The organism is Streptomyces sp. NPDC002817 (assembly GCF_053592055.1).
Genome location: NZ_JBSFUY010000002.1, coordinates 11387 through 34176 on the forward strand (window position 1 = coordinate 11387; position 22790 = coordinate 34176).

At 69.7% G+C, this 22790-nt stretch carries 22 protein-coding genes and 1 pseudogene; 9 read left to right on the forward strand and 14 right to left on the reverse strand.

From position 1 onward, the window contains the following. Positions 1–274: 274 nt before the first annotated feature. Positions 275–1624: a S53 family peptidase gene (locus tag ACWD3I_RS02995; protein WP_365406794.1), complete on the reverse strand. Its 1350-nt coding sequence runs from the start codon at positions 1622–1624 to the stop codon at positions 275–277. Between the two features lie 247 nt (positions 1625–1871). Beyond that, positions 1872–2495: a TetR/AcrR family transcriptional regulator gene (locus ACWD3I_RS03000; RefSeq protein ID WP_365406791.1), complete on the reverse strand. Its 624-nt coding sequence runs from the start codon at positions 2493–2495 to the stop codon at positions 1872–1874. 71 nt (positions 2496–2566) lie between these two features. Here ACWD3I_RS03000 and ACWD3I_RS03005 point away from each other — a divergent pair, with 71 nt between their 5' ends. Beyond that, a complete protein-coding gene (locus ACWD3I_RS03005) occupies positions 2567–3475 on the forward strand; it encodes an oxidoreductase (RefSeq protein ID WP_365406788.1) in 909 nt (302 codons plus the stop codon). A 64-nt stretch (positions 3476–3539) separates the two neighbouring features. Here the strand turns inward: ACWD3I_RS03005 and ACWD3I_RS03010 are convergent, their stop codons facing one another. Continuing rightward, positions 3540–4307, reverse strand: a complete 768-nt coding sequence (locus ACWD3I_RS03010; RefSeq protein ID WP_365406784.1) for an SDR family NAD(P)-dependent oxidoreductase — start codon at positions 4305–4307, stop codon at positions 3540–3542. Between the two features lie 76 nt (positions 4308–4383). Further along, entirely contained in the window at positions 4384–5637 is a 1254-nt protein-coding gene (locus tag ACWD3I_RS03015; protein WP_365406781.1) for an RNA polymerase subunit sigma-70, read from the reverse strand. 127 nt (positions 5638–5764) lie between these two features. On the opposite strand from ACWD3I_RS03015, the gene ACWD3I_RS03020 reads away from it, so the two are divergent. The 3 genes from ACWD3I_RS03020 (at position 5765) to ACWD3I_RS03030 (ending at position 8460) form a co-directional block, all read left to right on the forward strand. Then, positions 5765–6481, forward strand: a complete 717-nt coding sequence (locus ACWD3I_RS03020) for a trypsin-like serine peptidase (RefSeq protein WP_365406778.1) — start codon at positions 5765–5767, stop codon at positions 6479–6481. Between the two features lie 68 nt (positions 6482–6549). Then, positions 6550–7557 (forward strand): C40 family peptidase, encoded by a 1008-nt coding sequence (locus ACWD3I_RS03025; RefSeq protein WP_323185143.1) that lies wholly within the window; start codon positions 6550–6552, stop codon positions 7555–7557. 198 nt (positions 7558–7755) lie between these two features. Further along, complete coding sequence (locus ACWD3I_RS03030; RefSeq protein WP_365406775.1) at positions 7756–8460, forward strand: phosphatase PAP2 family protein; 705 nt, start codon at positions 7756–7758, stop codon at positions 8458–8460. 25 nt (positions 8461–8485) lie between these two features. Here ACWD3I_RS03030 and ACWD3I_RS03035 read toward each other — a convergent pair whose 3' ends face one another. Next, positions 8486–10048 carry an FAD-binding oxidoreductase gene (locus tag ACWD3I_RS03035; RefSeq protein WP_365406772.1) on the reverse strand — a complete coding sequence of 521 codons (1563 nt, stop codon included), beginning with the start codon at positions 10046–10048 and terminating at the stop codon, positions 8486–8488. A 67-nt stretch (positions 10049–10115) separates the two neighbouring features. On the opposite strand from ACWD3I_RS03035, the pseudogene ACWD3I_RS03040 reads away from it, so the two are divergent. The 3 genes and pseudogenes from ACWD3I_RS03040 to ACWD3I_RS03050 form a co-directional block, all read left to right on the forward strand. Beyond that, a pseudogene (locus tag ACWD3I_RS03040) lies at positions 10116–10285 on the forward strand (cobyrinate a,c-diamide synthase); the annotation flags it as partial. A gap of 304 nt (positions 10286–10589) precedes the next feature. After that, positions 10590–11432: a hypothetical protein gene (locus ACWD3I_RS03045; RefSeq protein ID WP_365406769.1), complete on the forward strand. Its 843-nt coding sequence runs from the start codon at positions 10590–10592 to the stop codon at positions 11430–11432. A 97-nt stretch (positions 11433–11529) separates the two neighbouring features. Continuing rightward, on the forward strand, positions 11530–11709 hold the full coding sequence (locus ACWD3I_RS03050; protein WP_046262891.1) for a hypothetical protein: 180 nt from the start codon (positions 11530–11532) through the stop codon (positions 11707–11709). A 42-nt stretch (positions 11710–11751) separates the two neighbouring features. Here ACWD3I_RS03050 and ACWD3I_RS03055 read toward each other — a convergent pair whose 3' ends face one another. Continuing rightward, a complete protein-coding gene (locus ACWD3I_RS03055; protein ID WP_046262890.1) occupies positions 11752–12093 on the reverse strand; it encodes a metal-sensitive transcriptional regulator in 342 nt (113 codons plus the stop codon). 212 nt (positions 12094–12305) lie between these two features. Between ACWD3I_RS03055 and ACWD3I_RS03060 the strand changes: the two genes are divergently transcribed. Together ACWD3I_RS03060 and ACWD3I_RS03065 are read left to right on the forward strand one after the other, a co-directional pair. After that, positions 12306–12926, forward strand: a complete 621-nt coding sequence (locus ACWD3I_RS03060) for a DUF47 domain-containing protein (RefSeq protein ID WP_030043659.1) — start codon at positions 12306–12308, stop codon at positions 12924–12926. A gap of 5 nt (positions 12927–12931) precedes the next feature. After that, positions 12932–13930: an inorganic phosphate transporter gene (locus tag ACWD3I_RS03065; protein WP_365406764.1), complete on the forward strand. Its 999-nt coding sequence runs from the start codon at positions 12932–12934 to the stop codon at positions 13928–13930. A gap of 89 nt (positions 13931–14019) precedes the next feature. Here the strand turns inward: ACWD3I_RS03065 and ACWD3I_RS03070 are convergent, their stop codons facing one another. The 8 genes from ACWD3I_RS03070 to ACWD3I_RS03105 form a co-directional block, all read right to left on the reverse strand. Then, positions 14020–14214 (reverse strand): hypothetical protein, encoded by a 195-nt coding sequence (locus ACWD3I_RS03070; RefSeq protein WP_365406761.1) that lies wholly within the window; start codon positions 14212–14214, stop codon positions 14020–14022. A 160-nt stretch (positions 14215–14374) separates the two neighbouring features. Then, entirely contained in the window at positions 14375–15151 is a 777-nt protein-coding gene (gene pstB, locus ACWD3I_RS03075; RefSeq protein WP_046262887.1) for a phosphate ABC transporter ATP-binding protein PstB, read from the reverse strand. Positions 15152–15192: 41 nt separating this feature from the next. Further along, positions 15193–16239, reverse strand: a complete 1047-nt coding sequence (gene pstA, locus ACWD3I_RS03080; protein ID WP_365406758.1) for a phosphate ABC transporter permease PstA — start codon at positions 16237–16239, stop codon at positions 15193–15195. Continuing rightward, on the reverse strand, positions 16236–17240 hold the full coding sequence (gene pstC / locus ACWD3I_RS03085) for a phosphate ABC transporter permease subunit PstC (RefSeq protein ID WP_365406755.1): 1005 nt from the start codon (positions 17238–17240) through the stop codon (positions 16236–16238). Before pstC ends, pstA begins: the two co-directional genes overlap by 4 nt. 111 nt (positions 17241–17351) lie before the next feature. Further along, positions 17352–18476 (reverse strand): phosphate ABC transporter substrate-binding protein PstS, encoded by a 1125-nt coding sequence (gene pstS, locus ACWD3I_RS03090; RefSeq protein ID WP_365406752.1) that lies wholly within the window; start codon positions 18474–18476, stop codon positions 17352–17354. A 233-nt stretch (positions 18477–18709) separates the two neighbouring features. Beyond that, complete coding sequence (locus ACWD3I_RS03095; RefSeq protein ID WP_365406749.1) at positions 18710–19132, reverse strand: NUDIX hydrolase; 423 nt, start codon at positions 19130–19132, stop codon at positions 18710–18712. Positions 19133–19157: 25 nt separating this feature from the next. After that, positions 19158–20312: a CHAD domain-containing protein gene (locus ACWD3I_RS03100; RefSeq protein WP_365406746.1), complete on the reverse strand. Its 1155-nt coding sequence runs from the start codon at positions 20310–20312 to the stop codon at positions 19158–19160. Continuing rightward, entirely contained in the window at positions 20293–22650 is a 2358-nt protein-coding gene (locus ACWD3I_RS03105) for an RNA degradosome polyphosphate kinase (RefSeq protein ID WP_365406743.1), read from the reverse strand. Before ACWD3I_RS03105 ends, ACWD3I_RS03100 begins: the two co-directional genes overlap by 20 nt. Positions 22651–22790: the final 140 nt, after the last annotated feature.

The following is a 22790-nucleotide window of genomic DNA, read 5'->3' on the forward strand; positions in this document are numbered from 1 at the left end:
TGCAGCCTCCTGATGGTGGTGGAACAGGAGCAGTGCGGGTGCGAGCGGCGGTGGGACGACGGTCTCTTGTTGAGTACGTGACAACAAGGCGGGAGGCGGAATTCTGACCTCCGCCTTACCGAACCCCAGGCCTGGCCTTACTTACCTGCTGACGGCGAACGGGCCGCGACCGATGGTGTGTTGGTCGCGGCCCGTTGCCGTTGTGCCGCCGAGGGGACCCCACGTCCCCTGCCCGCCGGCGGCTCCCCGTGACCCGACGGGGAGTTCGGGGGCGTCAGCCGGTGAAGGCGTCGGTGCCCTGCGGGGTGCCCAGGCCGGTCGGGCCGTCGTAGCCCGAGGTGGCGGTGCAGAAGTAGCTCGTGGTGCAGGTGCCGTTGTTGCCGGAGGTCACGTCGTTGAGGGCCGAGGTGTCCTCGTAGGGGAACTGCGCCGGGTAGGAGCTGCTGGACGGCGTGCCGGCCAGGGCGTACACGGAGGCGATGATCGGGGCCGAGGCGCTGGTGCCGCCGTAGGTGTTCCAGCCGGTGCCGTCGGAGCCGTAGGAGTCGTAGACGGAGACACCGGTGGCCGGGTCGGCGACGGCGGAGACGTCGGAGATCATGCGCTTGGTGCAGCTGGTGTCGGTCTGCCAGCTGGGCTTGGCGTCGTACGCGGAGCAGCCGGAGCCGGTGCCCTCGGTGCTGCTGGTCTTCCAGACGCTCTCGGTCCAGCCGCGGCTGGTGGAGGACGTGGAGAGCTTGGTGCCGCCGACCGCGGTCACGTACTTCGAGCCGGCCGGGTACTCGGCGCCGTAGGCCTCGTCGCCGGCGGAGACGGTGATGGCGACGCCCGGGTGGTTGAAGTAGGAGGAGTCGTACGACGTGTCGCTGGAGGACTCCGAGCCGCCGTAGGAGTTGGAGACGAACTTGGCGCCGAGCTTGACGGCCTCGTTCACGGCTGTGCCCAGGTCGGCCATGCTCGACGACTTCGCCTCGACCAGCAGGATGTTCGCGTTCGGGGCGATGGCGGAGACCATGTCCAGGTCGAGGGAGATCTCGCCGGCCCAGCCGCTGTCGGCGGTGGGGAGGGAGGTCGTGGAGCCGGTCTGGGAGACCTTCTTGAAGCAGCCGTTGGCGACGGTGCAGGCGGAGAGGCCGTAGTAGGAGCGGTAGGTGGCCAGGTCCGCGGCGGCGTTGGGGTCGTCGTAGGCGTCGACGATGGCGATGGTCTCGCCGGAGCCGTTCGAGGAGGCGGCGTCGGTCAGGCCGTAGGCGTCCTGGAGGTCGCTCGGGCCGTAGCCGGTCGGCGTGGCCGAGGTGGCGTTCGGCTTGACGGTCCTGGGGGTCGCGCCCTTGAGCGCGGCCTGCTTCTCCATGTAGGCGGTGGTGCCGCCGGTGACACGGAGCGCGTTGCAGGCGGCGTAGCCCTTCTTCGGGGTCGTGCCACACGCGCTCTCGTATTGCACATGGGCCTTGGCGACCTGCGCGGCGACGGTCTTGGCGCTCACCTTGTGCGGCGTGGGGGTGGCCGCGTCGGCGTGGGTCGCGATGCCGAGTCCGGCGAGGAGGAGGGCGGCCGTGGCCGTGGCGGCCGAGCCGATCCGGCGCGATCTGCCGGATATGTGGGGGGTGTTGGGCGTACGCAACGTACAGCCTCCTGAGAGTGGGGTTGCAGAGGCCTGCGGTGGGGGGACCACCGGTGAGGTTCCCGGTGGGGGCGGCGACCCGCGTAGACCATCCCCTTGTTGAGTACGTGACAACAAGACGGGCGGTGGAATCCTGACTTCCGCCTTACTGAAGGGGGTTGGGGGGTTACTGATCAATGGCGGGGCGATGGGCGGCGAATGGTCTCGGCTTGACCATCTACACGCGTTGCGCACAACTGCCGGAGGGTCACCTGGGCTTGAGGCCGTGCAGCAGCAGGTGCACCAGGTGCGGAATGCCGTCTAGGGCGGCCTGCGGGGCGCCCCGTTCGTTGGCGGCGAAGATGGCGGTGCCCTGCAGGGTGGCACCCACCACGTGGGTGAGGTGGGTGGGGTCCCCCTCGACGATCTCGCCGCGCTTCTGGGCGTCCGCGACGATCCGCTCCAGCGATCCCACCGTGCGGTCCACGGCGGCGGCCATCTCCTCGGAGGCGTCGGGGTCGTGCTTGCGGGCGAACATGAGCTCCAGGAGCTCGGCGTTCTCGACGGCGAAGCCGAGGTAGGCCCGGGCGAGGCCGACGAGTCGCGGTTCCAGCGGGAGGGTGGGGTCGTCGGCGGCGTCCAGGGTCTGCGCCAGCCGCTCGAAACCGGCCAGTGCCAGGGCGGTGAGCAGGGCCTGCTTGTCCTTGAAGTGGCGCCCGGGGGCCGCGTGGCTGACGCCGATGTCGCGGGCCAGTTCCCGCAGGGACAGTGCTCCCGTCCCCTTGTCGCGCAGGGTGCGCTCCGCGCTCGCGAGCAGGGCGGAGCGCAGGTCTCCGTGGTGGTAGGGGCGGGTCTCGCGGCTCTCGGACTTCTCGGACGGCATGGGCACCATCGTATCCGGATGTAGTCGGCGCCAGCATTGTTGTCATTGACAGCATTGTTGTCGCCGTCTACATTGAGGTCATGGCTACTGACAAGTGGAACGCGACCGACCTCCCTGACCTCACGGGCCGCACGGCCGTGGTCACCGGAGCCAACAGCGGTATCGGCCTCACGGCGGCGGAGGCGCTGGCCCGGGCGGGCGCGCATGTCGTGTTCGCCGTACGGGATCCGGAGCGCGGCCGGGCCGCGGCGGCGACCGTGCACGGCAGCACGGAGGTCCGCCGCCTCGACCTGGCGGACCTGTCCTCGGTACGGGAGTTCGCGGCGGGCTGGAAGGGCGAACTCCATCTGCTGCTGAACAACGCCGGCGTGATGATGCTGCCGGAGCAGCGCACGCGGGACGGCTTCGAGATGCAGTTCGGCACGAACCACCTGGGGCACTTCGCGCTGACGAACCTGCTGCTCCCGCACATCACCGACCGGGTGGTCACCGTCTCCTCGGACCTGCACCGCGGCGGCAGCGGAGTGATCGACTTCGCCGACCTGAACCGGACGGCGAACTACAGCCCCACCGGCGCCTACGCCCAGTCGAAGCTCGCGAACCTCCTCTTCACCCTGGAGCTCCAGCGCCGCCTGACGGAGTCGGGCTCCCCGGTCCGCGCCACCGCCGCGCACCCCGGGTACGCCGCCACCAACCTCCAGAGCCATGCCGCGAGCCCGCTGGCCCGGTTCTTCATGAAGTTCGGCAACAGGTTCATGGCCCAGGACGACAGGGCGGGCTCGCTGCCCACCCTGTACGCGGCGACGCAGGACCTCCCCGGCGCGAGCTACGTCGGTCCGGACGGTTTCCGCGAGATGCGGGGTGCGCCCACCCTGGTCGGCCGGAGCACGGCGGCGAGCGACCCGGAGGCGGCGAAGCGGCTGTGGACGGTGTCGGAGGAGCTGACGGGCACGCGGTTCCCGCTGGAGACGGCCGTACGACGCGGCTAGACACCGGCCGTCAGGACCGACGAACCCGCAGGTGCCCACCTCCCGAACCGAGACCGCCGATCGATCAGCTGGCGAACATTCCCGCCGTCGCGTTGATCCACGTGCCCGTGATGCTGACGCCCGCGTCGGAGGCGAGGAAGGTCGCCAGGGCGGCGATGTCGGCGATCCGCGGGGAGCGCTTGGTCATGCGGAGGCTGTCGAGATGGTCGCGGATGCCCTGGACGGCGGTCTCGTCCATGACCGGGGCGCCGGCGGCGGTCAGCTTCTCCGGGGTGAGGGTGTCCGTCACGCCCGCCGTCCAGATCCCGCAGACACGGACGCCCGACGGGCCGAGTTCCGCGGCCAGCTGGCGGATCAGCGCGTCGATCGCACCGTCGGCCGCGGCCGTACCGCCCATCATCGGGCTGCCGTTGGCGGAGCCGCTGTCGAGGGACAGGATCACGCCCGAGCCCTGTGCCGCCATACGGCGGGCCGCCGCCCGCGCGGTGACGAACTGGCAGGCGATGCCCTGCACCACCGGCCGCGTGTAGTCCTCGAGCGACATCTCCGTCAGCGGTACGCCCTGGAAGTCCCCGCGCGGTACGAGGTTGAGGGAGATGTCGATCCGGCCCGCCCGCTCCACGACCGACGCCGCGTGCGCCTCCACGGCTGTCTCGTCACGGGCGTCCAGTACGTCGTACTCGGCACCGGTCTCCTCCGCGACCTTCCGCAGCGTCGACTCCGTACGGCCGACGAGGAAGACCCGCGCGCCCGCGTCGGCGTACGCCTTCGCGACGCCCGCGCCGAGCGAACCCGCACCGCCGTAGACGACCGCGACCTTGTTCTTCAGCATGGTGACTCCCTCGGTGGGGGCGCCGTGTGCGCCCGTCACTCATGGGACGTGCCCGCGCGGAAAACTCATCGCCGCCTCAGAGGGTCATCGGCAGACCGAACGCCGGGTACAGATGCGGCTCGAAGGTGGTGATCGCGGCGATCCTCCCGTCCTCGATCCGCAGGACGTCGATGTTCTGGCCCCGGAAGACGGTCGTACCGGGCCGTCGCAGGTAACCGGCCACCGCCACCTGCCCGTTGGCGCGCACGGGAAGGTGGCGCCAGTGTCCGACGAACATCGGGGACGCCGGGTCGAGGTTCGGCCGGATGAAGGCGAAGAGGGCCTCGCGGGTCGTGAACCAGAACGGGTTCGGCGGCATGGTGAGCACCGCGTCCTCGCGGACCAACTCCGCCATGGCGTCGAAGTCCACGCGGGCCACGGCGTCCATGTAGCGCTGGAGCAAGGCCAGTTCGCCGGCGCTGGGCGTGGCCGCCGACCACTCCTCACGTCGTCCCGGCAGCGCCTCCCGCAGGGCCGTTCTCCCGCGCTGCACCGCGCTGTTGGCCGACGCCAGGGTCGATTCCAGCAGGTCGGCGGTCTCCTGGGCCGACCAACCCGCCACGTCCCGCAGGATCACCGCGGCGCGCTGGCGCGGCGGAAGGTGCTGGATCGCCGTGAGGAAGACCAGCTCCAGGGTCTCGCTCGCGACGGCCCGCGCGACGGGCTCGTCGGGGAGCTGGTCGTCCGGGAAGGGTTGCAGCCAGGGCATGGACGGAGGCGGGGGGCCGTCGCCCGAGTCGATGCCGGGGACGGGCTCGTAGGGGGTGGGGCGGCGGTCGTTCTTCCGGAGAAAGTCCAGGCAGGCGTTGGTGGCGATCCGGTACAGCCACGCCCGCGGGTTCTCCACGCCGTCCATCGACTCCCTCGCCCGCCACGCCTTGAGGAACGTCTCCTGGGTGAGGTCCTCCGCCTCGTCGTACGAGCCGAGCAGGCGGTAGCAGTGAACCCGGAGTTCCTTGCGGTGGGCCTCGATGAGCGCCGTGAAGTCGTCCTCGCCGGGATTCGTCACGCCCGCCGGTGTGACGTTTTCCGTACGGGCCTCCCGGGCGAGCCGCCGGAGTTGCGCGAACCGGGTGTTGAGTGCCTCGACGTCGGCGCGGAAGACGACCGGGGGTTCCAGCCGCAGACGGTTCAACCGGTCGCCGATGTCGGAGACCAGCTCCCTGGCGGCGGGGCTCCGCCGCTTCCGGTACGCCCGCTGCCGGCATGCCTGCGAACAGTAGGAGGCGGTACGTCCGGGGCCCGCGGTGCGCTCGATGGGGCAGCCGCAGGTCCGGCACGTGGCGGTCATGCGGCTCGCCGCGCGAAGAGCGTGGGCATGAGGGCTCCTCTGCTCGGAAGGAGAACGCTGCCAGCGTAGGTGTCCTTTAACGCGCGCCTGACCCGGTTCTCACCTTCGTGCGGAAGGCTGCGTTCCGATGAAGCGCACGCCTCTCTACGCCGTCCTCGTACTCCTCGCCGTCACCTCCGCCTCCGAGGCGGCCGCCGATGACGGTCCCGGCCCTTTCCGGGTCACCGTCACCGCCGCCGCAACCGCGGAAACCGTGCGGGTAGGGGCGCTGTTCGACGGTGGGCAGCACTTCTGCACCGCGTCCGTCGTGCACAGCCCGCACCGGGATCTCATCGTCACCGCCGCGCACTGCCTGGACGGTGACACGGACGACCTCGTGTTCGTGCCGGGCTACCGGAACGGCCGGGCGCCGTACGGGAGGTGGCGCGTCACCAGGCGGTTTCTCCCCGACGCGTGGGACGAGGACAGCGACGTGGCGTTCGCGACCCTGGCCGAGCGGCGGGGCGAGGGCGTCGAGGACCTCGTCGGGGGGAACCGCTTCACCACCGGTACCGCCACCGGCGCCACCGCCGTCACGGTCACCGGCTATCCCGACTCCCGCGAGACGCCGGTCCGCTGCACCGACAAGCCGATCGCGCACAGCCGTACGCAACAACGCGTCGACTGCCCCGGCTTCAGCGGCGGCACCAGCGGCAGCCCGTGGGTCAACGGGGACGGGGAGGTCGTCGGGGTGCTCGGCGGGCACGAGCAGGGCGGGGCGACCGCCGGCATCTCGTACAGCGTGGTGCTCGGACGGGAGGCCGCGCGGCTGTACCGGGACGCGACCGAGTCTCCTTCCGCATGATCACCCCAGAACGACGAAGGCGCCCCTAAACTGACCTGGGCGTCGGACTCCGTAGCAGCGAGGGGCGGTTGACGGTGCGTAAGGCATGGATCGTGGGGGGTGCCGTCCTCGGGGCGGGGCTCAGCTTCGTGATGCTGCTCGTCGTCGGTGTGTACGTCGTCGCCGGGAACCTCGCCAACGGGGTCGGCGGAGCCACGAAGGCGCTGGCCAAGGGGTCCGTGCCGGCCGCCTATCAGAACCTGGTGCAGAAGTGGGGCAACCTCTGCACCGCGATCAACCCGGCGCTGCTCGCCGCCCAGCTGTACCAGGAGAGCGGGTTCAACCCGAAGGCGCAGAGCGCCGCGGCCGCGCAGGGGATAGCGCAATTCATCCCCGGGACATGGGCCACGCACGGGATCGACGGCGACGGGGACGGCGACCGCGACGTATGGGATCCGAATGACGCGATTCCGTCGGCCGCGAAGTACGACTGCACCCTCGCCTCGTACGTGAAGGACGTCCCCGGGGACGCCACGAAGAACATGCTCGCGTCCTACAACGCGGGGGCCTACGCGGTGATCAAGTACGGGGGTGTGCCGCCGTACAAGGAGACCCAGAACTACGTGAAGACGATCACGACGCTGGAGGAGAGCTTCGCCGCTCCCGTCACGCGCGTGGATCCCTCGAAGCAGGCCGCCGGCGCCATCTACTACGCGCAGAAGAAGCTCGGCACGCCCTACCTCTGGGGCGGTGACGGTACTGCTCAGGACGGTGGGCGGTTCGACTGCTCGGGGCTGACGAAGGCCGCGTACGAGAGCGTCGGGATCTCGTTGCCCCGCGTCGCCAACGACCAGTGGAACGCGGGTCAGCATCCGGCCAGGGACGAGCTGCTCCCCGGGGATCTCGTCTTCTTCTCGGACGACCTCACCAACTCCCGGGCCATCCGGCATGTGGGGATTTATGTCGGCGGCGGGTACATGATCGACGCCCCGAGAACAGGTGCTGTGATCCGGTTCGACCCGATCGACACCCCCGACTACTTCGGAGCCACACGCGTCACCGAAGATGGCGCGAAAGCGCTCCCCACGACGGTCTGACGGGCTGTGAACCTACCCCCTGAGCTGCAGCGATGTATCTCTCTTCGATAACGTCTGCGTGATCATTCAGTGGAGGGTGGAACGTATTAACAGGGACCGTGCGTTCCTGTTCTCGTAGCGATCTACACACCACGGGGGTGGAACAGCGGCGCGCGAACCTCTGCGCGCCGGGAGAGCCGACGAAGGGGCCGCAGCACCATGGCTGGACTCGCCGCATCCGGGTCGAACCCCGACGTCGACCTGCTCTACGACATCAACGGCCTGGCCAAGGACGCACCCGTGTGGTTCGACCGGGTCATGGAGTACGTCGGTGAGTACGGGATCCTCCTGGCCACCGTGCTGCTCGTGCTGTGGTGCTGGCTGTCCGTGCGCAAGCGGGGCGGCGAGGAGGCTCCCTCGTCCGTGGCCGCGCTGGTCTGGGCGCCGCTCGCGGCCGGTGTCGCCGTGCTGGTCAACGTGCCGATACGAGGGTTCGTGGAGCGGCCCCGGCCGTTCCTCCAGCACGAGGGACTCGAGGTCCTGGTCTCCGGCAAGACCGACTACTCCTTCGTGAGCGACCACGCCACGATCACCATGGCCATGGCGGTCGGACTGTTCGTCGCCAACCGCAGGTTCGGCTTCTTCGGCATCGGCCTCGCCCTGCTCGAGGGCTTCTGCCGGGTCTACATGGGCGTGCACTACCCGACCGACGTCATCGGCGGCTTCGCCCTCGGCACCGCCGTGGCCCTGCTGCTCTCCCCGCTGGCCATGGCCCTGCTCACCCCGCTGATGAAGGCGATCGAGCGGTCGCCGCGCGCGGGGTGGCTGATCCGGGCACGCGGGAAGTCCTACGACGGTCAGGACGCCCTGATCCCCGGCGCCCGGAAGGAAACGGGCGCCGAGGAGCGGGACCTCGCCGCCTGATCCGCCGGACAGGGCCTAGAGGGGCCTAGAGGGCCTGCGGGAACGTGAAGAAGCCGCTCGGGTCGTACTGCTTCTTCAGGGCTGCGAGCCTGGTCGCCGCGTCTCCGTAGTACGCCTTGCGCCAGTCCGTCAGGGACGGGTCGGTGTAGTTCTGGTAGGCCGCGCCCGACGCGTAGGGCTTCATCGCGTTGTGGGCCTGGGTCAGCCAGGACTGGGCGGTGGTGCCCGACGTGCCCGCCTTCCAGGCGGCGATGTACTGGGCCAGCATGCGGGAACGGCGGTGGACGAACGCCGTGGCCGTCGGCGAGACGCGGTTGACGGCGCCGCCGAGGGCCGTGAGGGCGATGTCGCCGGCGCCGCCGCGGACCGACTCCAGCTGCTTGAGCATCGCCTGGATGCCGGCCGTGGACAGGGAGCGGTCGAAGAAGTCCGACTTCGCGGCGTACGTCTCCCGGCCGAGCGCGCCCTGCGGGGAGCGGCCCGGGGTCTTGCCGGGCAGATGGCACTGGGCGTCGGTGGTGAACGAGGAGCAGCCGGCGTAGACCTCCATCGCGTCCTCGTACGAGAGGCGCTTGAGGGAGACACTGGTCGCGGGGGCACCGATCTTGTCGGCCAGGCGGTCCACCGCGTTCTGGAGTTCGCCGTAGGTACCGAGGGAGAAGGCGGCGACGGAGACCGTGGTGTAGCCGCCGGAGGTGCCCGCCAGGTGCAGCGACGACCAGATCTCGTCGGGCTGGGTCGGGCCCCACTCCTGCCAGGCCTTGGTCACGGCAGCGGCCTTCGCCCATGGCCAGGACATGTACGCCTTCACCGCCTGGGGTGCCGGGTGGGTCTTGAAGCGCAGCTCGGTGACGACGCCGAAGTTGCCGTTGCCCGCGCCGCGCAGCGCCCAGAAGAGGTCCTTGTTCTCGGTCGCGTTCGCGGTGAGCTGCTTGCCGTCCGCCGTGATCAGCGTCGCCTGGGTGAGGCTGTCGCAGGTCAGGCCGTAGGCGCGGGAGACGACTCCGTGGCCGCCGCCGAGGGTGAGCCCGGAGACACCGACGGTGGGGCAGGAGCCGGCGGGGATGGTGACGCCCTTCGCGGTGAGGGCGCGGTAGACGTCGATGAGTTTCGACCCGGCGCCGACCACCGCTGTGCCGCCGCTGCTGCGGACCTTGTTGAGCTTCGAGACGTCGATGATCAGGCGGTTGTTGCCGGAGGACCAGCCGGCGTAGGAGTGGCCGCCGTTGCGGATCGCGATGTGGAGGTTGTGGGCTCGGGCGTAGGTGAGGGCGGTGCGGATGTCTTCCGCGTGGGCGATGTACAGGACCGCCGCGGGCTTCAGGTTGTCGAAGCGGGTGTTGTAGAGCTGGTGGGCGGTCGGCCAGTTCGTGTCGCCCGGGCGGATGAGGGTGCCGTCCAGGTCGCGGGCCAGGGCGGTCCAGTTCGCGGGGGCGGCGGCGGTGGTGCCGGCTCTGGTGGACGTACGTGCGGACTTGCCGTCGGTGGCCGTCTGCGCTGCGTCGGCCTTGTCGTCGCCGTTGCACGCGGTCGCGGTCGCCGCGGCGATCGCGGCTACGCCGCCGCCGATGAACGTACGCCGTTCCATGTCGCCTCCTGGGGGTTCGTGGAACGAGACGGGGTGGTGGGGTCCGGGGTTCCATCGTGCCGGTCGGTGGGGGCGCGGGCCGGGGCTCTTCTCGCCCCCGCCGCCCCTACCCGTCCCATCCCTGGGGGCTGCGCCCCCAGATCCCCGCTGTCGGCCCCGAAAGGGCCTTGTCCTCGAACGCCGGACGGGCTGAAAGATGCGGACCGGCGTCGAGAGGCGAAGCCCTCAGCGGGGGCACCCCCCAGACGGGCTGAGAGACGTGCGGTTACGTCTCTGTGTGGTGCTTCGCGTCAGTTCTTGCCTGGCTTCTTGCTCTTCTTGCCGGGCCGCGCCAGCCGCAGGTGCAGCGGGCTGTGCAGAAGGGGCCCTGGTCGACTGTTGTCGTCAGGTGTTCAGAGGGCTCGTGGGGCGGGGGGACCCTGTCCTGGTGTGCCACGGCGACAACGTTACCGAGCCCGGGTAAAGGGTTCGTATGCGCGTGACGGGCTCCGCATGGTCGTCGTTAGCGGAACGGACAGGGGGTCCGTGACGGAGGCAGGCGATGGCGGAGCGGCAGCAGAGGCGGACGGGTGGGGTCGGTGTTGTGGCGGGGGTCGTGGCCGTCGTCTGGGCCGGGGCCGCGGGGTGTTCGGGGAGCGGGGTCGCCGCCGAGGACGGGCGGAGCTCGGGTGACGCCGTCGAGGTGGTGCGTCTTGCCTCCGACCGGCTTGTGGAGGCGCGGAGTTCCAAGGCCCGGACCTCCATGGAGATGGCGACCGGGGGGACCCGCGTCACCATTCGCGGGGAAGGGATCTACGACTATCGGCGCCGGGTCGGGGAGTTGAAGGTGCTGCTGCCGCAGGATCCCGCCGGGACGAGCGAGCATCGGCCCATCACCGAACTGCTCGCTCCCGGTGCGCTGTTCATGAAGAACCGCGGTGCCGGGGTGCCCTCCGACAAGTGGGTGCGGGTCGAGACCGCCTCGCTGTCGGACGGGAATCTCGTCACCGGGGGCGCCACCGATCCCTTCGCCGCCGCCGAGCTGCTGCGGGGGACGCGGTCCGCGTCGTATGTCGGGGAGACCGAGGTCGCGGGGACGGAGGTGCGGCACTACCGGGGGGTCGCCGATCTCACCGTCGCCGCTCGGGACGCCTCCGCCGGGAACAGGTCCGCACTCGGCGCGGCGGCGAAAGGGTTCGCCACGGCCCAGGTCCCCTTCGACGTCTACCTCGACGACGACGGGCGGATCCGCAAGGTCCGGCATCGCTTCAGCTTCGTCAACGGGCAGCAGGAGGGGACCGTGGCGGTCGCCTCCACTACCTTGCTCTACGACTTCGGGGTCGCCGTCGACGTACGGCTTCCGGACGACGACGACATCTACGCCGGGAAGATCGCCGAGGAGTGAGCAGCCGTGACGGGCGTCAAGAACTAGCCCGTCCGTGCCATGCGCGGTGCGTAGGCCGCTCCCTACTCTAGGAAGCGGTGACGGCAGAGAAGAGGTGATGCACGTGGCTCCGGTCGGCGGTACGGCAGTTCAGGACCACGTGGCCCTCGCCGAGATCGAGCTGTGCGGAGACCTGATCATCGCGGCCTCGGCCGCCCACGAGGACAGGCTCAGCCTTGAGAGCATCGACGAGGTGCTGAAAGTGGCCCAGGAGCGCGAGGACGCCTCCGGCGCGTGAGCCGCCCGGGGGCGTCCCCTCAGCCGTCCGTCCGCGTCCGTGTCAGGTCCGCAGCAGCCGGCCGATCGCCTTCGTCGCCTCTTCCACCTTCGCGTCGATCTCCTCGCCGCCCTTGAGGGCCGCGTCCGCGACGCAGTGCCGCAGGTGCTCCTCCAGCAGCTGCAGGGCGAAGGACTGCAGGGCCTTGGTGGAGGCGGACACCTGCGTGAGTATGTCGATGCAGTAGACGTCCTCGTCCACCATGCGCTGGAGACCGCGGATCTGACCCTCGATGCGGCGCAGGCGCTTGAGGTGCTCGTCCTTCTGCTTGTGGTAGCCGTGCACCCCGTGGTCGTGGTCCGTCTCCGCGGAGGGCACTTCCGCGCCGGCCTCGGTGGTCGTCATCGCGTCCTCCACATCTGCGGGCCAATCTGAGGGCAGACATATACCCCTACTGGGTATATCGTACCCAACTTTGGCGGGTATAGGGCCTGCGGAAGGCCCCCGTGCCGACCACTCTGCCTGATGGGCGACACTGGGGGACGGCCCATTAGCCGTGGCCGGATGATGCACTTAGCATCAGCCTGACCGAAACCCATGCACCCTGAGGACCCCTTGTGCGCTTTCGTCTGACCCCCAGGGAGACGAGCTTCTACGACATGTTCGCCGCGTCCGCGGACAACATCGTCACGGGCTCGAAGCTCCTCATGGAACTGCTCGGGGCGGACACCGCCGGCCGGGCCGAGATCGCAGAGCGTATGCGGGCCGCGGAACACGCAGGTGACGATGCCACGCACGCGATCTTCCACCAGCTGAACTCCTCGTTCATCACGCCGTTCGACCGTGAGGACATCTACAATCTCGCGTCGTCCCTCGACGACATCATGGACTTCATGGAGGAGGCCGTCGACCTCGTCGTCCTCTACAACGTCGAGGAACTCCCCAAGGGCGTCGAGCAGCAGATCGAGGTGCTGGCGCGGGCGGCCGAGCTCACCGCCGAGGCCATGCCGAACCTGCGGACCATGGACAACCTCACCGAGTACTGGATCGAGGTCAACCGGCTGGAGAACCAGGCGGACCAGATCCACCGCAAGCTGCTCGCCATGCTCTTCAACGGCAAGTACGAGGCCATCGAGGTGCTGAAGCTCAAGCAGATCGTGGACGTACTGGAAGAGGCGGCCGACGCGTTCGAACACGTCGCCAACACCGTGGAGACCATCGCGGTCAAGGAGTCCTGAACCACGTGGACACCTTTGCTCTGATCGTGACCATCGGCGTCGCGCTCGGCTTCACGTACACCAATGGTTTCCATGATTCGGCCAACGCGATCGCGACCTCGGTCTCCACGCGGGCGCTGACTCCGCGGGCCGCGCTCGCGATGGCGGCCGTGATGAACCTCGCGGGTGCGTTCCTCGGCAGCGGGATCGCCAAGACCGTGAGTGAGGGCCTGATCGAGACGCCGCACGGCAACAGGGGGATGTGGATCCTCTTCGCCGCCCTCGTCGGCGCGATCGTCTGGAACCTGGTCACCTGGTACTTCGGTCTGCCGTCGTCGTCCTCGCACGCGCTGTTCGGCGGCATGGTGGGAGCGGCGCTCGCGGGCGGGATCGATGTGATCTGGTCCGGGGTGCTCGAGAAGATCGTCATCCCGATGTTCCTGTCGCCGATCGTCGGTATCGTCACCGGCTATCTGGTGATGGTCGCGATCATGTGGATGTTCCGGAAGTCCAACCCGCACAAGGCCAAGCGCGGTTTCCGGATCGCGCAGACCGTGTCCGCGGCCGGTATGGCCCTCGGTCATGGTCTGCAGGACGCGCAGAAGACGATGGGCATCGTGGTGATGGCGCTCGTCATCGCCGATGTCGAGGACGCGGGCGACCCGATCCCGGCGTGGGTCAAGATCGCCTGTGCGGTGATGCTGTCGCTCGGCACGTACGCGGGCGGCTGGCGGATCATGCGGACCCTCGGGCGGAAGATCATCGAGCTGGACCCGCCGCAGGGCTTCGCCGCGGAGACCACGGGCGCGGGGATCATGTTCACCACCGCGTTCATGTTCCACGCGCCGATCTCGACGACCCATGTCATCACCTCGGCGATCATGGGCGTGGGCGCGACGAAGCGGGTGAACGCCGTGCGATGGGGTGTCGCGAAGAACATCATCCTGGGCTGGTTCATCACCATGCCGGCGGCGGCGCTGGTCGCGGCGGGTGTGTTCGGCGTCGTGAATCTGGCGTTCCTGTGAGCGTGGTCAGGCAGTCGAAAACCCGGCGCGGGAGCGGTGGGTGCCGCGGCGACCGAGATCTGCAGCGGGTCGACCCATCGGTCCGGTGACTACGCGTCGTCCGCGGGCTCGGAGGCCTTCTGCACGGACGACGACTCGTTCCACATCTGCGACGACTCGACCGACGGTGCCGGTGTCGTCGGGTACTGAGAGGTGGGCAGCTCCGGCACGGTCCACTCCAAGTACAACGGCAACGGCTTCGACACGTGCGTGACCTCCGACGAGGACTTCGCCGAGTCGGCCACGCTCCACATCAGGGTCTGCCTCCGCGACGACGGCACCATCGTCTCGGCCGCCGAACGTACGAAACGGGCCCGCCCCCTGGGAGCCAGGGGGCGGGCCCTTTTTCGTCCTCGCGGTGGCACCGCCATGCAGCACCGCGAGGGGTCTTCATCGGGTGCCGGTCTAGCCGAAGCGGCCCGAGATGTAGTCCTCCGTGGCCTGGACCGACGGGTTGGAGAAGATGCGCTCCGTGTCGTCGATCTCGATCAGCTTGCCGGGCTGGCCGACGGCCGCGAGGTTGAAGAACGCCGTGCGGTCCGAGACACGGGCGGCCTGCTGCATGTTGTGCGTCACGATGACGATCGTGAAGCGCTCCTTCAGCTCGCCGATCAGGTCCTCGATCGCCAGGGTGGAGATGGGGTCCAGGGCCGAGCAGGGCTCGTCCATCAGCAGGACGTTCGGCTCGACCGCGATCGCGCGGGCGATGCACAGACGCTGCTGCTGACCGCCGGACAGGCCCGAGCCCGGCTTGTTCAGACGGTCCTTGACCTCGTTCCAGAGGTTCGCACCCTTGAGGGACTTCTCCACGATGTCCGCGAGCTGGGCCTTCTTGTACGAGCCGTTCAGGCGCAGGCCCGCCGCCACGTTGTCGAAGATCGACATCGTGGGGAACGGGTTCGGGCGCTGGAAGACCATGCCGACCTCGCGGCGCACCGACACGGGGTCGATGCCGGTGCCGTACAGGTCCTCGTCGTCCAGGAGGACCTTGCCCTCGACGCGGCCGCCGGGGGTGACCTCGTGCATCCGGTTCAGGGTGCGCAGGAACGTCGACTTGCCGCAGCCGGAGGGGCCGATGAAGGCCGTCACCGAGCGGGGCTCGACGGTCATCGAGATGTCCTCGATCGCCTTGTGGGAGCCGTAGTAGGCGGTCAGTCCGCTTACGTCGATTCGCTTGGCCATGATTACTTCACTTCCAGAGATTCAGTCGCCGAGAGGCCGCGTCAGCGACCGGTCTTGGGGGCCTTCCAGCGGGCGATGCCGCGGGCCACCAGGTTCAGGATCATCACGAAGGCGATCAGCGTCAGTGACGCCGCCCAGGCGCGGTCGTACGCCGCTCCGGAGCCCGCGCTGTTCGCGTACTGCTGGTAGATGTACAGCGGCAGCGAGGCCTGCGCACCCTCGAAGGGGTTGTTGTTGATGAACGGGTTACCGAACACCAGCAGCAGAACCGGAGCGGTCTCACCGGCGATACGGGCGACGGCCAGCATGACGCCGGTCGTGATGCCGCCGATCGAGGTCGGCAGGACCACCTTCAGGATCGTGCGCCACTTCGGGACACCCAGGGCGAGGGAGGCCTCGCGCAGCTCGTTCGGGACGAGCTTGAGCATCTCCTCGGTGGAGCGGACGACCACCGGCATCATCAGGATGGCCAGGGCCAGCGAGCCGGCGAAGCCGAAGGGCTGCATCTCGAACATCAGCATGAGGCTGAGGATGAAGAGGCCCGCGACGATCGACGGGATGCCGGTCATGACGTCGACGAAGAACGTGATGGCCTTGGAGAGGTTGCCCCGGCCGTACTCCACCAGGTAGATCGCGGTGAGTACACCGATCGGGGCGGCGATGACCGTGGCGAGGGCGACCTGCTCGAGGCTGCCGAGGATGGCGTGGTAGATGCCGCCGCCCGGCTCGGTGTCGGCGACCACACCCATGGAGTGGGTCAGGAAGTAGACGTCCAGGACCTTCACACCGCGTGCGACCGTCACCCAGATCAGGGAGATCAGCGGGATGAGGGCGATCAGGAAGGAGACCCAGACCAGCGAGGTGGCGATCCGGTCCTTGGCCTGCCGGCGGCCCTCCACACGGGCGGCGATGCCGTAGGTCCCGAGGAGGAAGAGGATCGCGGCGATCAGGCCCCACTGGACCTCGCTGTCGAGGCCGGCGCCCAGACCGATGCCGACCGCGACCGCGATCGAGCCGCCCGCGATGGCGAACGGGGACCACTTGGGCAGACGGGCACCGCGCAGGGTGCTGACGGTTGCGGTGCTCATGCGTTGGCCCCCGAGTACTCTGCGCGGCGGGCGATGATCGCGCGGGCCGCGCCGTTGACCAGCAGCGTGATGACGAACAGGACCAGACCGGAGGCGATCAGCGCGTCACGGCCGAACTCCGTCGCCTCGCCGAACTTGCTGGCGATGTTCTGCGCGAAGGTGCCGCCGCCCGGGTCGAGCAGGCTGGCCTGGATGTCGAAGGTCGGGGAGAGCACGGTGGCCACGGCCATCGTCTCGCCGAGCGCGCGGCCGAGGCCGAGCATCGAGGCGGAGATCACGCCGGAGCGGCCGAAGGGGATCACCGACATGCGGATGACCTCCCAGCGGGTGGCGCCGAGCGCCAGGGCCGCCTCCTCGTTCATCCGCGGTGTCTGCCGGAAGACCTCACGGCTGACGTTGGTGATGATCGGCAGGATCATGATCGCGAGCAGGACGCCGACGGTCAGCATCGAGCGGGGCGCGCCGCCCTGCCAGGAGAAGATGCCGGTCCAGCCGAAGTAGGTGTCCAGCCAGCCGAAGAGGCCGGTCATGTTCGGTACGAGGACCAGGGCGCCCCACAGGCCGTACACGATGGACGGGACGGCGGCGAGCAGGTCGATCACGTAGGCGATCGGGCCGCTCAGCCTGCGCGGGGCGTAGTGCGTGAGGAACAGCGCGATGGCGACCGCGATCGGGACCGCGATGGCCATCGCGACGATCGAGGAGACGACCGTGCCGAAGGCGAGCACCGCGATGCCGAAGACCGGCGGGTTGAGGCCGGTGTTCCACTCGAAGGTGGTCAGGAAGTTGCCGTCGTCCTTGCTGATCGCGAGGGACGCGCGGTAGGTGAGGAAGACCGCGATCGCGGCCATGATCACCAGCAGGAAGATGCCCGAACCGCGGGACAGGGCGAGGAAGATGCGGTCGCCGGGGCGGGTGGCGCCACGGGCCGCGGCCTTCTGCTCGGTCACGGTGGGTTGCGGGGCGGGGGGAGGAGTGTCAGCTATCTGTGTGGTGTCCATCGGGTTCTCCGGTCTGCGGAGTCGTACGGCTGTACGGCTCCTGGCGGCGGTGCACCGGACGGTGCGGTCCGGTCCGGGGTTTCAGGCCCTGGACCGGACCGCACGCGTGGATCAGCTCAGGCCCTCGATGGTGGTGCGGACCTTGGCGATGATGTCGTCGGGGATCGGGGCGTAGCCGGCGTCGGCGAGCACGCCCTGGCCGTCCTCGGAGGCGATGTAGCGCAGGAACGCCTTCGTGGCGGGCAGGCTGTCGGACTTGTTGCCCTTGTCGCAGACGATCTCGTACGTGACCAGGGTGATCGGGTAGGCGCCGTCGGCCTTGGTCGCGTAGTCCAGCTTCAGCGACAGGTCCTTGCCGGTACCGACGACCTGGGCGGCCGCGATCGCCTTGGTGGCGTTCTCGACGGTGGCCTCGACCGGGGCGGAGGCGCCCGTGTCGATGGTGACCGGGACGATGCCGTCCTTGGCGTACGACAGCTCCATGTAGGAGATGGCGCCGGAGGTCTGCTTGACCTGCTGGGCGACACCGGAGGAGCCGGAGGCCGACTGGCCGCCCTTGGCCTGCCAGGCCTTGCCGCCCTCGTACTTCCAGTTCGCCGGGGAGGCGGCGATCAGGTACTTGGTGAAGTTGTCCGTGGTGCCGGACTCGTCGGAGCGGTGGAACGCCTGGATCTTCAGGTCGGGGAGCTTGGCGTCGGGGTTGAGCTTCGCGATCGCCGCGTCGTTCCAGTTGGTGATCTTGCTGTCGAAGATCTTGGCGAGCGTCTCGGCGTTCAGGACGAGCTTGTCCACGCCCGGGACGTTGAAGCCGACCGCGATCGGGCCGCCGACCATCGGCAGGTCGATGCCCTGGCCGCCGCTGCAGACCGACTTGGAGGCGGTGACCTCTTCGGGCTTCAGCGCGGAGTCCGAACCGGCGAAGGCCACCTGGCCCTGGGTGAACGCGGTGACGCCGGCGCCGGAGCCGCCACCCTTGTAGTTGATCTGGACGCCGGAGCAGGCGGCCGTGAACTGCTTGACCCAGGCGTCGATCGCGTTCTTCTGCGCGGAGGAGCCGTCGGCGAGCAGCTGGCCCTTGGCGTCGTCGCACTTGATGGAGCTGTTGGCGGCGGTGGCGCCGCTCGCGTCAGCCGAGGTGCCGGTGTCGTCGGAGCCGCACGCCGTGAGGGCCAGGGCGCCGGAGACGGCGATCGCGCCGAGAGCGAGAGCCCGCCGGTTCTTGCGCTGAAGCTTCACTGAGGGAGTTCCTTCCGAGAGCCGCCGTCCTGAATCCGGCGGCGTGCGAAGACTGGGTGATGCGGACGCGTCTTCGAGGTGTTCTTCCGAGGAGCGGTCCGCACCGCGTAAGGCCGAAATTAGGCAGATCAGGTGAAGGCGCCGACTGGCGTAAATGAACGGGGGGTGAACCCCTGCGGAAGGGGCGGTTAGGTCACGGAAGGCTTACGTCGAGGACACGACGCGATTCCGGGCTAGGCCAGGTGCAGCGAGGCCAGCAGAGAGTCCACGAGCGTGCGGTCCCTCGGCTGGGTCAGGCGGTTACGGGCCGCCGTGGGAGAGAGCCACAGGATGCGGTCGACCTCGCTGTTCGGGGTGAAGGCGCCCGCCACGGCCTCGGCGGCCCAGTAGCGGACCTGTTTGGGGCGCCCGTTCGCCACGTAGCGCATCGCGGGGAGCTCCGCGCCGGTCGCCGCCCGGTAGCCGGTTTCCTCCGCCACCTCGCGCAGGGCGCCGCTCAGGGGGTCCTCGCCGCGCTTCAGCTTGCCCTTGGGGTGGGACCAGTCGTCGTATTTCGGCCTGTGGACGAGGCATACCTCCAGCTCACCGTCGAATGGCGAGCGGCGCCACAGGACGCAGCCCGCCGCCTGGACGGTGCTGTTGTCGGGAGAGCTCACCGAGGGCTCACCGCCTCCGTGTCGGCTACGAGGTGCTGACGGTTTCCATCTGCCACGAACGCTGGAAGGCGAACCTGGCGGCTTCCACTTCGTGGCGCTGGTCGGCGTGGAGCACACCGAGGGCGTAGGCGGTCGCCGGCGCGATCCGGGGCGTGCGGGCCGCCTGCGCGGCGGCCGCGGCGGCCTCGGACGCGTCGCGGTGCCGGTCGAGTGCCTCGCCGGCCGCGAGCAGACGTACGTCGGTCAGGTCGCCGCGCAGGACCTCGCGGGCGTACCGGTGCAGACGCAGCAGCAGGCGGACCTGGTGCCAGGGGGCGTCCTGGGGGTGCGGGGCCGGGTCCGGGGAGAGGCCGTGGACGAGGGCCTCGGCGTTGTAGGGGTGGCCCGCGGTGACCAGGGGGAGGGCGGCCACGGCGTCCTTGAGGCGGTCCTTGGCGGCGAGGGCGAGGGGGCGGAGGTCGGTGGACGGCGCTGTGCCGACCAAGGGGACTTCGCTGGCGAGTACCGCGATGTTGTCGGCGACGGCGTGGAAGCGGGAGGAGCCGAGGGCCTGGAGGGCGGTGCTGTGGGCCCGGGTCCTGGCCAGGGTCAGCTGGCGGTCCAGGAGCGCGCCTGCCTTGGCCGCGCCCACCGTGAGGTTGCCGCGATCCGGGGTGGCCGTGGGGTGGGGCGCCGGGCCGGCGCTGCCGGGCGCCACCGCGCCCACACGTGCCGCCCTGGCGGCATGCCGGCCCGCGGCCACGTCGGGATGACCGGTACCCGCGTCGGCGTGGCCGCCTGCCACGCCGCCCGTCTGCCCCGGCAACACCGTTGCCCCCGACAGCCTGTGCAGCGCCAGCAGCAGCCTCTCCAGCCGCGCGTCGCACGCGTGCTCCGACGCCAGCGTGCCCGACACCCACGCCAGTTCGGGCCGCATCCGTTCCGACCAGTCCGTCTCCAGGAGCGGCCGGAAGGTGTGCAGGCTGCCGCTGATACGGCGGGCCGAGCGGCGCAGGGCCCGGGCCGCGTCGACGGGGGGCGCGGCGCCGTGGCCGGCGGCGGCACCGGACTCCCGGTGCAGTCGCAGGGCACGCAGGAACTCCGTGGCCTGGGCCCGGAGGTAGCCCGCGAGGGCTTCCCCCGTCACCGGCCCGACGTGACTGGACACGGGTTCCGTCGGTTCAAGGTGTTGCTGTGCCACGCCGGCGCCTCCGGGCGTCTATGAGCATCTCCTGGACGTTGCGCAGCGGCTGGCCCTCCGCGTCGGTCGCGTGCCGCTCCCACTCACCGTCCGGGCCCAGGTGCCAGGAGGACGTGGCGTCGGACATGCCCGTCTCCAGGAGACGGTTGAGCGCCGCTCGGTGGGCCGGGTCCGTCACCCTGACCAGCGCCTCGATACGGCGGTCGAGGTTGCGGTGCATCATGTCGGCGCTGCCGATCCACACCTCGGGTTCACCGCCGTTGCCGAAGCCGAAGACCCGGGAGTGCTCCAGGAAGCGGCCGAGGATCGAGCGGACCCGGATGTTCTCCGACAGGCCCGTGACGCCGGGGCGGATCGCGCAGATGCCGCGCACCCACACGTCGACCGGCACGCCGGCCTGGGACGCGCGGTAGAGCGAGTCGATGAGCGCCTCGTCGACCATCGAGTTGACCTTGATGCGGATGAACGCCGGACGCCCGGCACGGTGGTGCTGGACCTCCTTGTTGACCCGCGAGATCAGCCCGTCGCGAAGGGACTTGGGGGCCACCAGGAGGCGGCGGTACGTCTCCCGGCGCGAGTAGCCCGAGAGCCGGTTGAACAGGTCGGAGAGGTCCGCGCCGACCTGCGGGTCCGCCGTCAGCAGGCCCAGGTCCTCGTACAGGCGGGCCGTCTTGGGGTGGTAGTTGCCGGTGCCGACGTGGCTGTAGCGCCGTAGTGTCTCGCCCTCCTGGCGGACCACCAGGGACAGCTTGCAGTGGGTCTTCAGGCCCACCAGGCCGTAGACGACATGGCAGCCCGCCTCCTCCAGCTTGCGCGCCCACTTGATGTTGGCGTGCTCGTCGAAGCGGGCCTTGATCTCGACCAGGACGAGGACCTGCTTGCCGGCCTCGGCGGCGTCGATGAGGGCGTCGACTATCGGGGAGTCGCCGGAGGTCCGGTACAGGGTCTGCTTGATGGCGAGGACGTCCGGGTCGTCGGCCGCCTGCTGGAGGAAGGCCTGCACGGACGTCGAGAAGCTGTCGTACGGGTGGTGCAGCAGCACGTCACGGGCGCGCAGGGCCGCGAAGATGTCGGGCGCGGACGCCGACTCGACCTCGGCCAGGTCGCGGTGGACGCCGGCGATGAACTTCTTGTACTTCAGCTCGGGTCGGTCGATGGAGGCGATACGGAAGAGACCGGTGAGGTCCAGGGGACCCGGCAGCGGGTACACCTCGGCCTCGGAGATCTTCAGCTCGCGCACCAGCAGGTCCAGGACCTCACGGTCGATGGACTCCTCCACCTCCAGGCGCACCGGCGGCCCGAAGCGGCGCCGCATGAGCTCCTTCTCCAGGGCCTGCAGGAGGTTCTCGGCGTCGTCCTCCTCGACCTCCAGGTCCTCGTTCCTGGTCAGGCGGAAGGCGTGGTGCTCCAGCACCTCCATGCCCGGGAACAGCTCCTCCAGGTGCGCGGCGATGACGTCCTCGATGGGGACGTAGCGGCCGGGGGAGCTCTCCAGGAAGCGGGACAGCAGCGGCGGGACCTTGACGCGGGCGAAGTGGCGGTGGCCGGTGACGGGGTTGCGTACGACGACCGCGAGGTTCAGCGAGAGACCCGAGATGTACGGGAAGGGGTGCGCCGGGTCGACCGCCAGCGGGGTCAGGACCGGGAAGATCTGGTGCCGGAACAGGGTGAAGAGGCGGGCCTGTTCCTTCTCCTGGAGCTCGTTCCAGCGGACCAGGTGGATGCCCTCCTCCGCGAGTGCGGGGGCGACGTCCTCGTGGTAGCAGGCGGCGTGCCGGGCCATCAGCTCGCGGGAGCGGGCCCAGATCATCTCCAGCACCTCGCGCGGCTGGAGGCCGGAGGCGGAGCGGGTGGCGACACCGGTGGCGATACGGCGCTTCAGACCGGCCACCCGGACCATGAAGAACTCGTCCAGGTTGCTGGCGAAGATCGCGAGGAAGTTCGCCCGTTCGAGGAGAGGCGTGTTCGGATCCTCGGCGAGTTCCAGGACGCGCTCGTTGAACGCGAGCCAGCTGCGCTCCCGGTCGAGGAAACGACCCTGCGGGAGATCCGGTCCGTCGAAGGGCGACTCCTCGTACGCGTCGAGGTCGGCGTCGATGTCGGGTTCCAGGTCGGAGACCGCCGCGGCCACGGTGTGCGGGCGGTGCGCGGCTATGGAGCCCACGGAGGGCTGCGCGTGCTGGACCTGTGCTGCCTGGGTGCTGGGCTGGCTCATGGACCCATTGTTCCGCGCCATGGGCGAGACAGGCGCGTCGGAGAGCGCGGGCGGGAGCGCGGCGACTCCGTTCCGCGCGGGTCCCTCGGGGGGCGGCGAAGGCTCGGGCACGGCGGGCTTCATTCGCCGAGCGTCGCAAGTCTGTCTGAACCGTTGGTTACGGAGACATGGCGTGTGGGACACCGGGGGGCGGATCCCGGGCATCCGCCCGCCCGGACACCTGCCCGGACCGCACGTCCCCCACCCCCGTGGGAGGACGTACG

What these genes read in the sequence shown, in the direction of transcription:
- ACWD3I_RS03000 (WP_365406791.1), bottom strand. Translation starts at nt 2,495, where the DNA reads ATGGTGCCCATGCCGTCCGAGAAGTCCGAGAGCCGCGAGACCCGCCCC.
- ACWD3I_RS03005 (WP_365406788.1), top strand. Translation starts at nt 2,567, where the DNA reads ATGGCTACTGACAAGTGGAACGCGACCGACCTCCCTGACCTCACGGGC.
- ACWD3I_RS03010 (WP_365406784.1), bottom strand. Translation starts at nt 4,307, where the DNA reads ATGCTGAAGAACAAGGTCGCGGTCGTCTACGGCGGTGCGGGTTCGCTC.
- ACWD3I_RS03015 (WP_365406781.1), bottom strand. Translation starts at nt 5,637, where the DNA reads ATGACCGCCACGTGCCGGACCTGCGGCTGCCCCATCGAGCGCACCGCG.
- ACWD3I_RS03020 (WP_365406778.1), top strand. Translation starts at nt 5,765, where the DNA reads ATGAAGCGCACGCCTCTCTACGCCGTCCTCGTACTCCTCGCCGTCACC.
- ACWD3I_RS03030 (WP_365406775.1), top strand. Translation starts at nt 7,756, where the DNA reads ATGGCTGGACTCGCCGCATCCGGGTCGAACCCCGACGTCGACCTGCTC.
- ACWD3I_RS03035 (WP_365406772.1), bottom strand. Translation starts at nt 10,048, where the DNA reads ATGGAACGGCGTACGTTCATCGGCGGCGGCGTAGCCGCGATCGCCGCG.
- ACWD3I_RS03045 (WP_365406769.1), top strand. Translation starts at nt 10,590, where the DNA reads ATGGCGGAGCGGCAGCAGAGGCGGACGGGTGGGGTCGGTGTTGTGGCG.
- ACWD3I_RS03050 (WP_046262891.1), top strand. Translation starts at nt 11,530, where the DNA reads ATGCACGTGGCTCCGGTCGGCGGTACGGCAGTTCAGGACCACGTGGCC.
- ACWD3I_RS03055 (WP_046262890.1), bottom strand. Translation starts at nt 12,093, where the DNA reads ATGACGACCACCGAGGCCGGCGCGGAAGTGCCCTCCGCGGAGACGGAC.
- pstB (WP_046262887.1), bottom strand. Translation starts at nt 15,151, where the DNA reads ATGGCCAAGCGAATCGACGTAAGCGGACTGACCGCCTACTACGGCTCC.
- pstA (WP_365406758.1), bottom strand. Translation starts at nt 16,239, where the DNA reads ATGAGCACCGCAACCGTCAGCACCCTGCGCGGTGCCCGTCTGCCCAAG.
- pstC (WP_365406755.1), bottom strand. Translation starts at nt 17,240, where the DNA reads ATGGACACCACACAGATAGCTGACACTCCTCCCCCCGCCCCGCAACCC.
- ACWD3I_RS03105 (WP_365406743.1), bottom strand. Translation starts at nt 22,650, where the DNA reads ATGAAGCCCGCCGTGCCCGAGCCTTCGCCGCCCCCCGAGGGACCCGCG.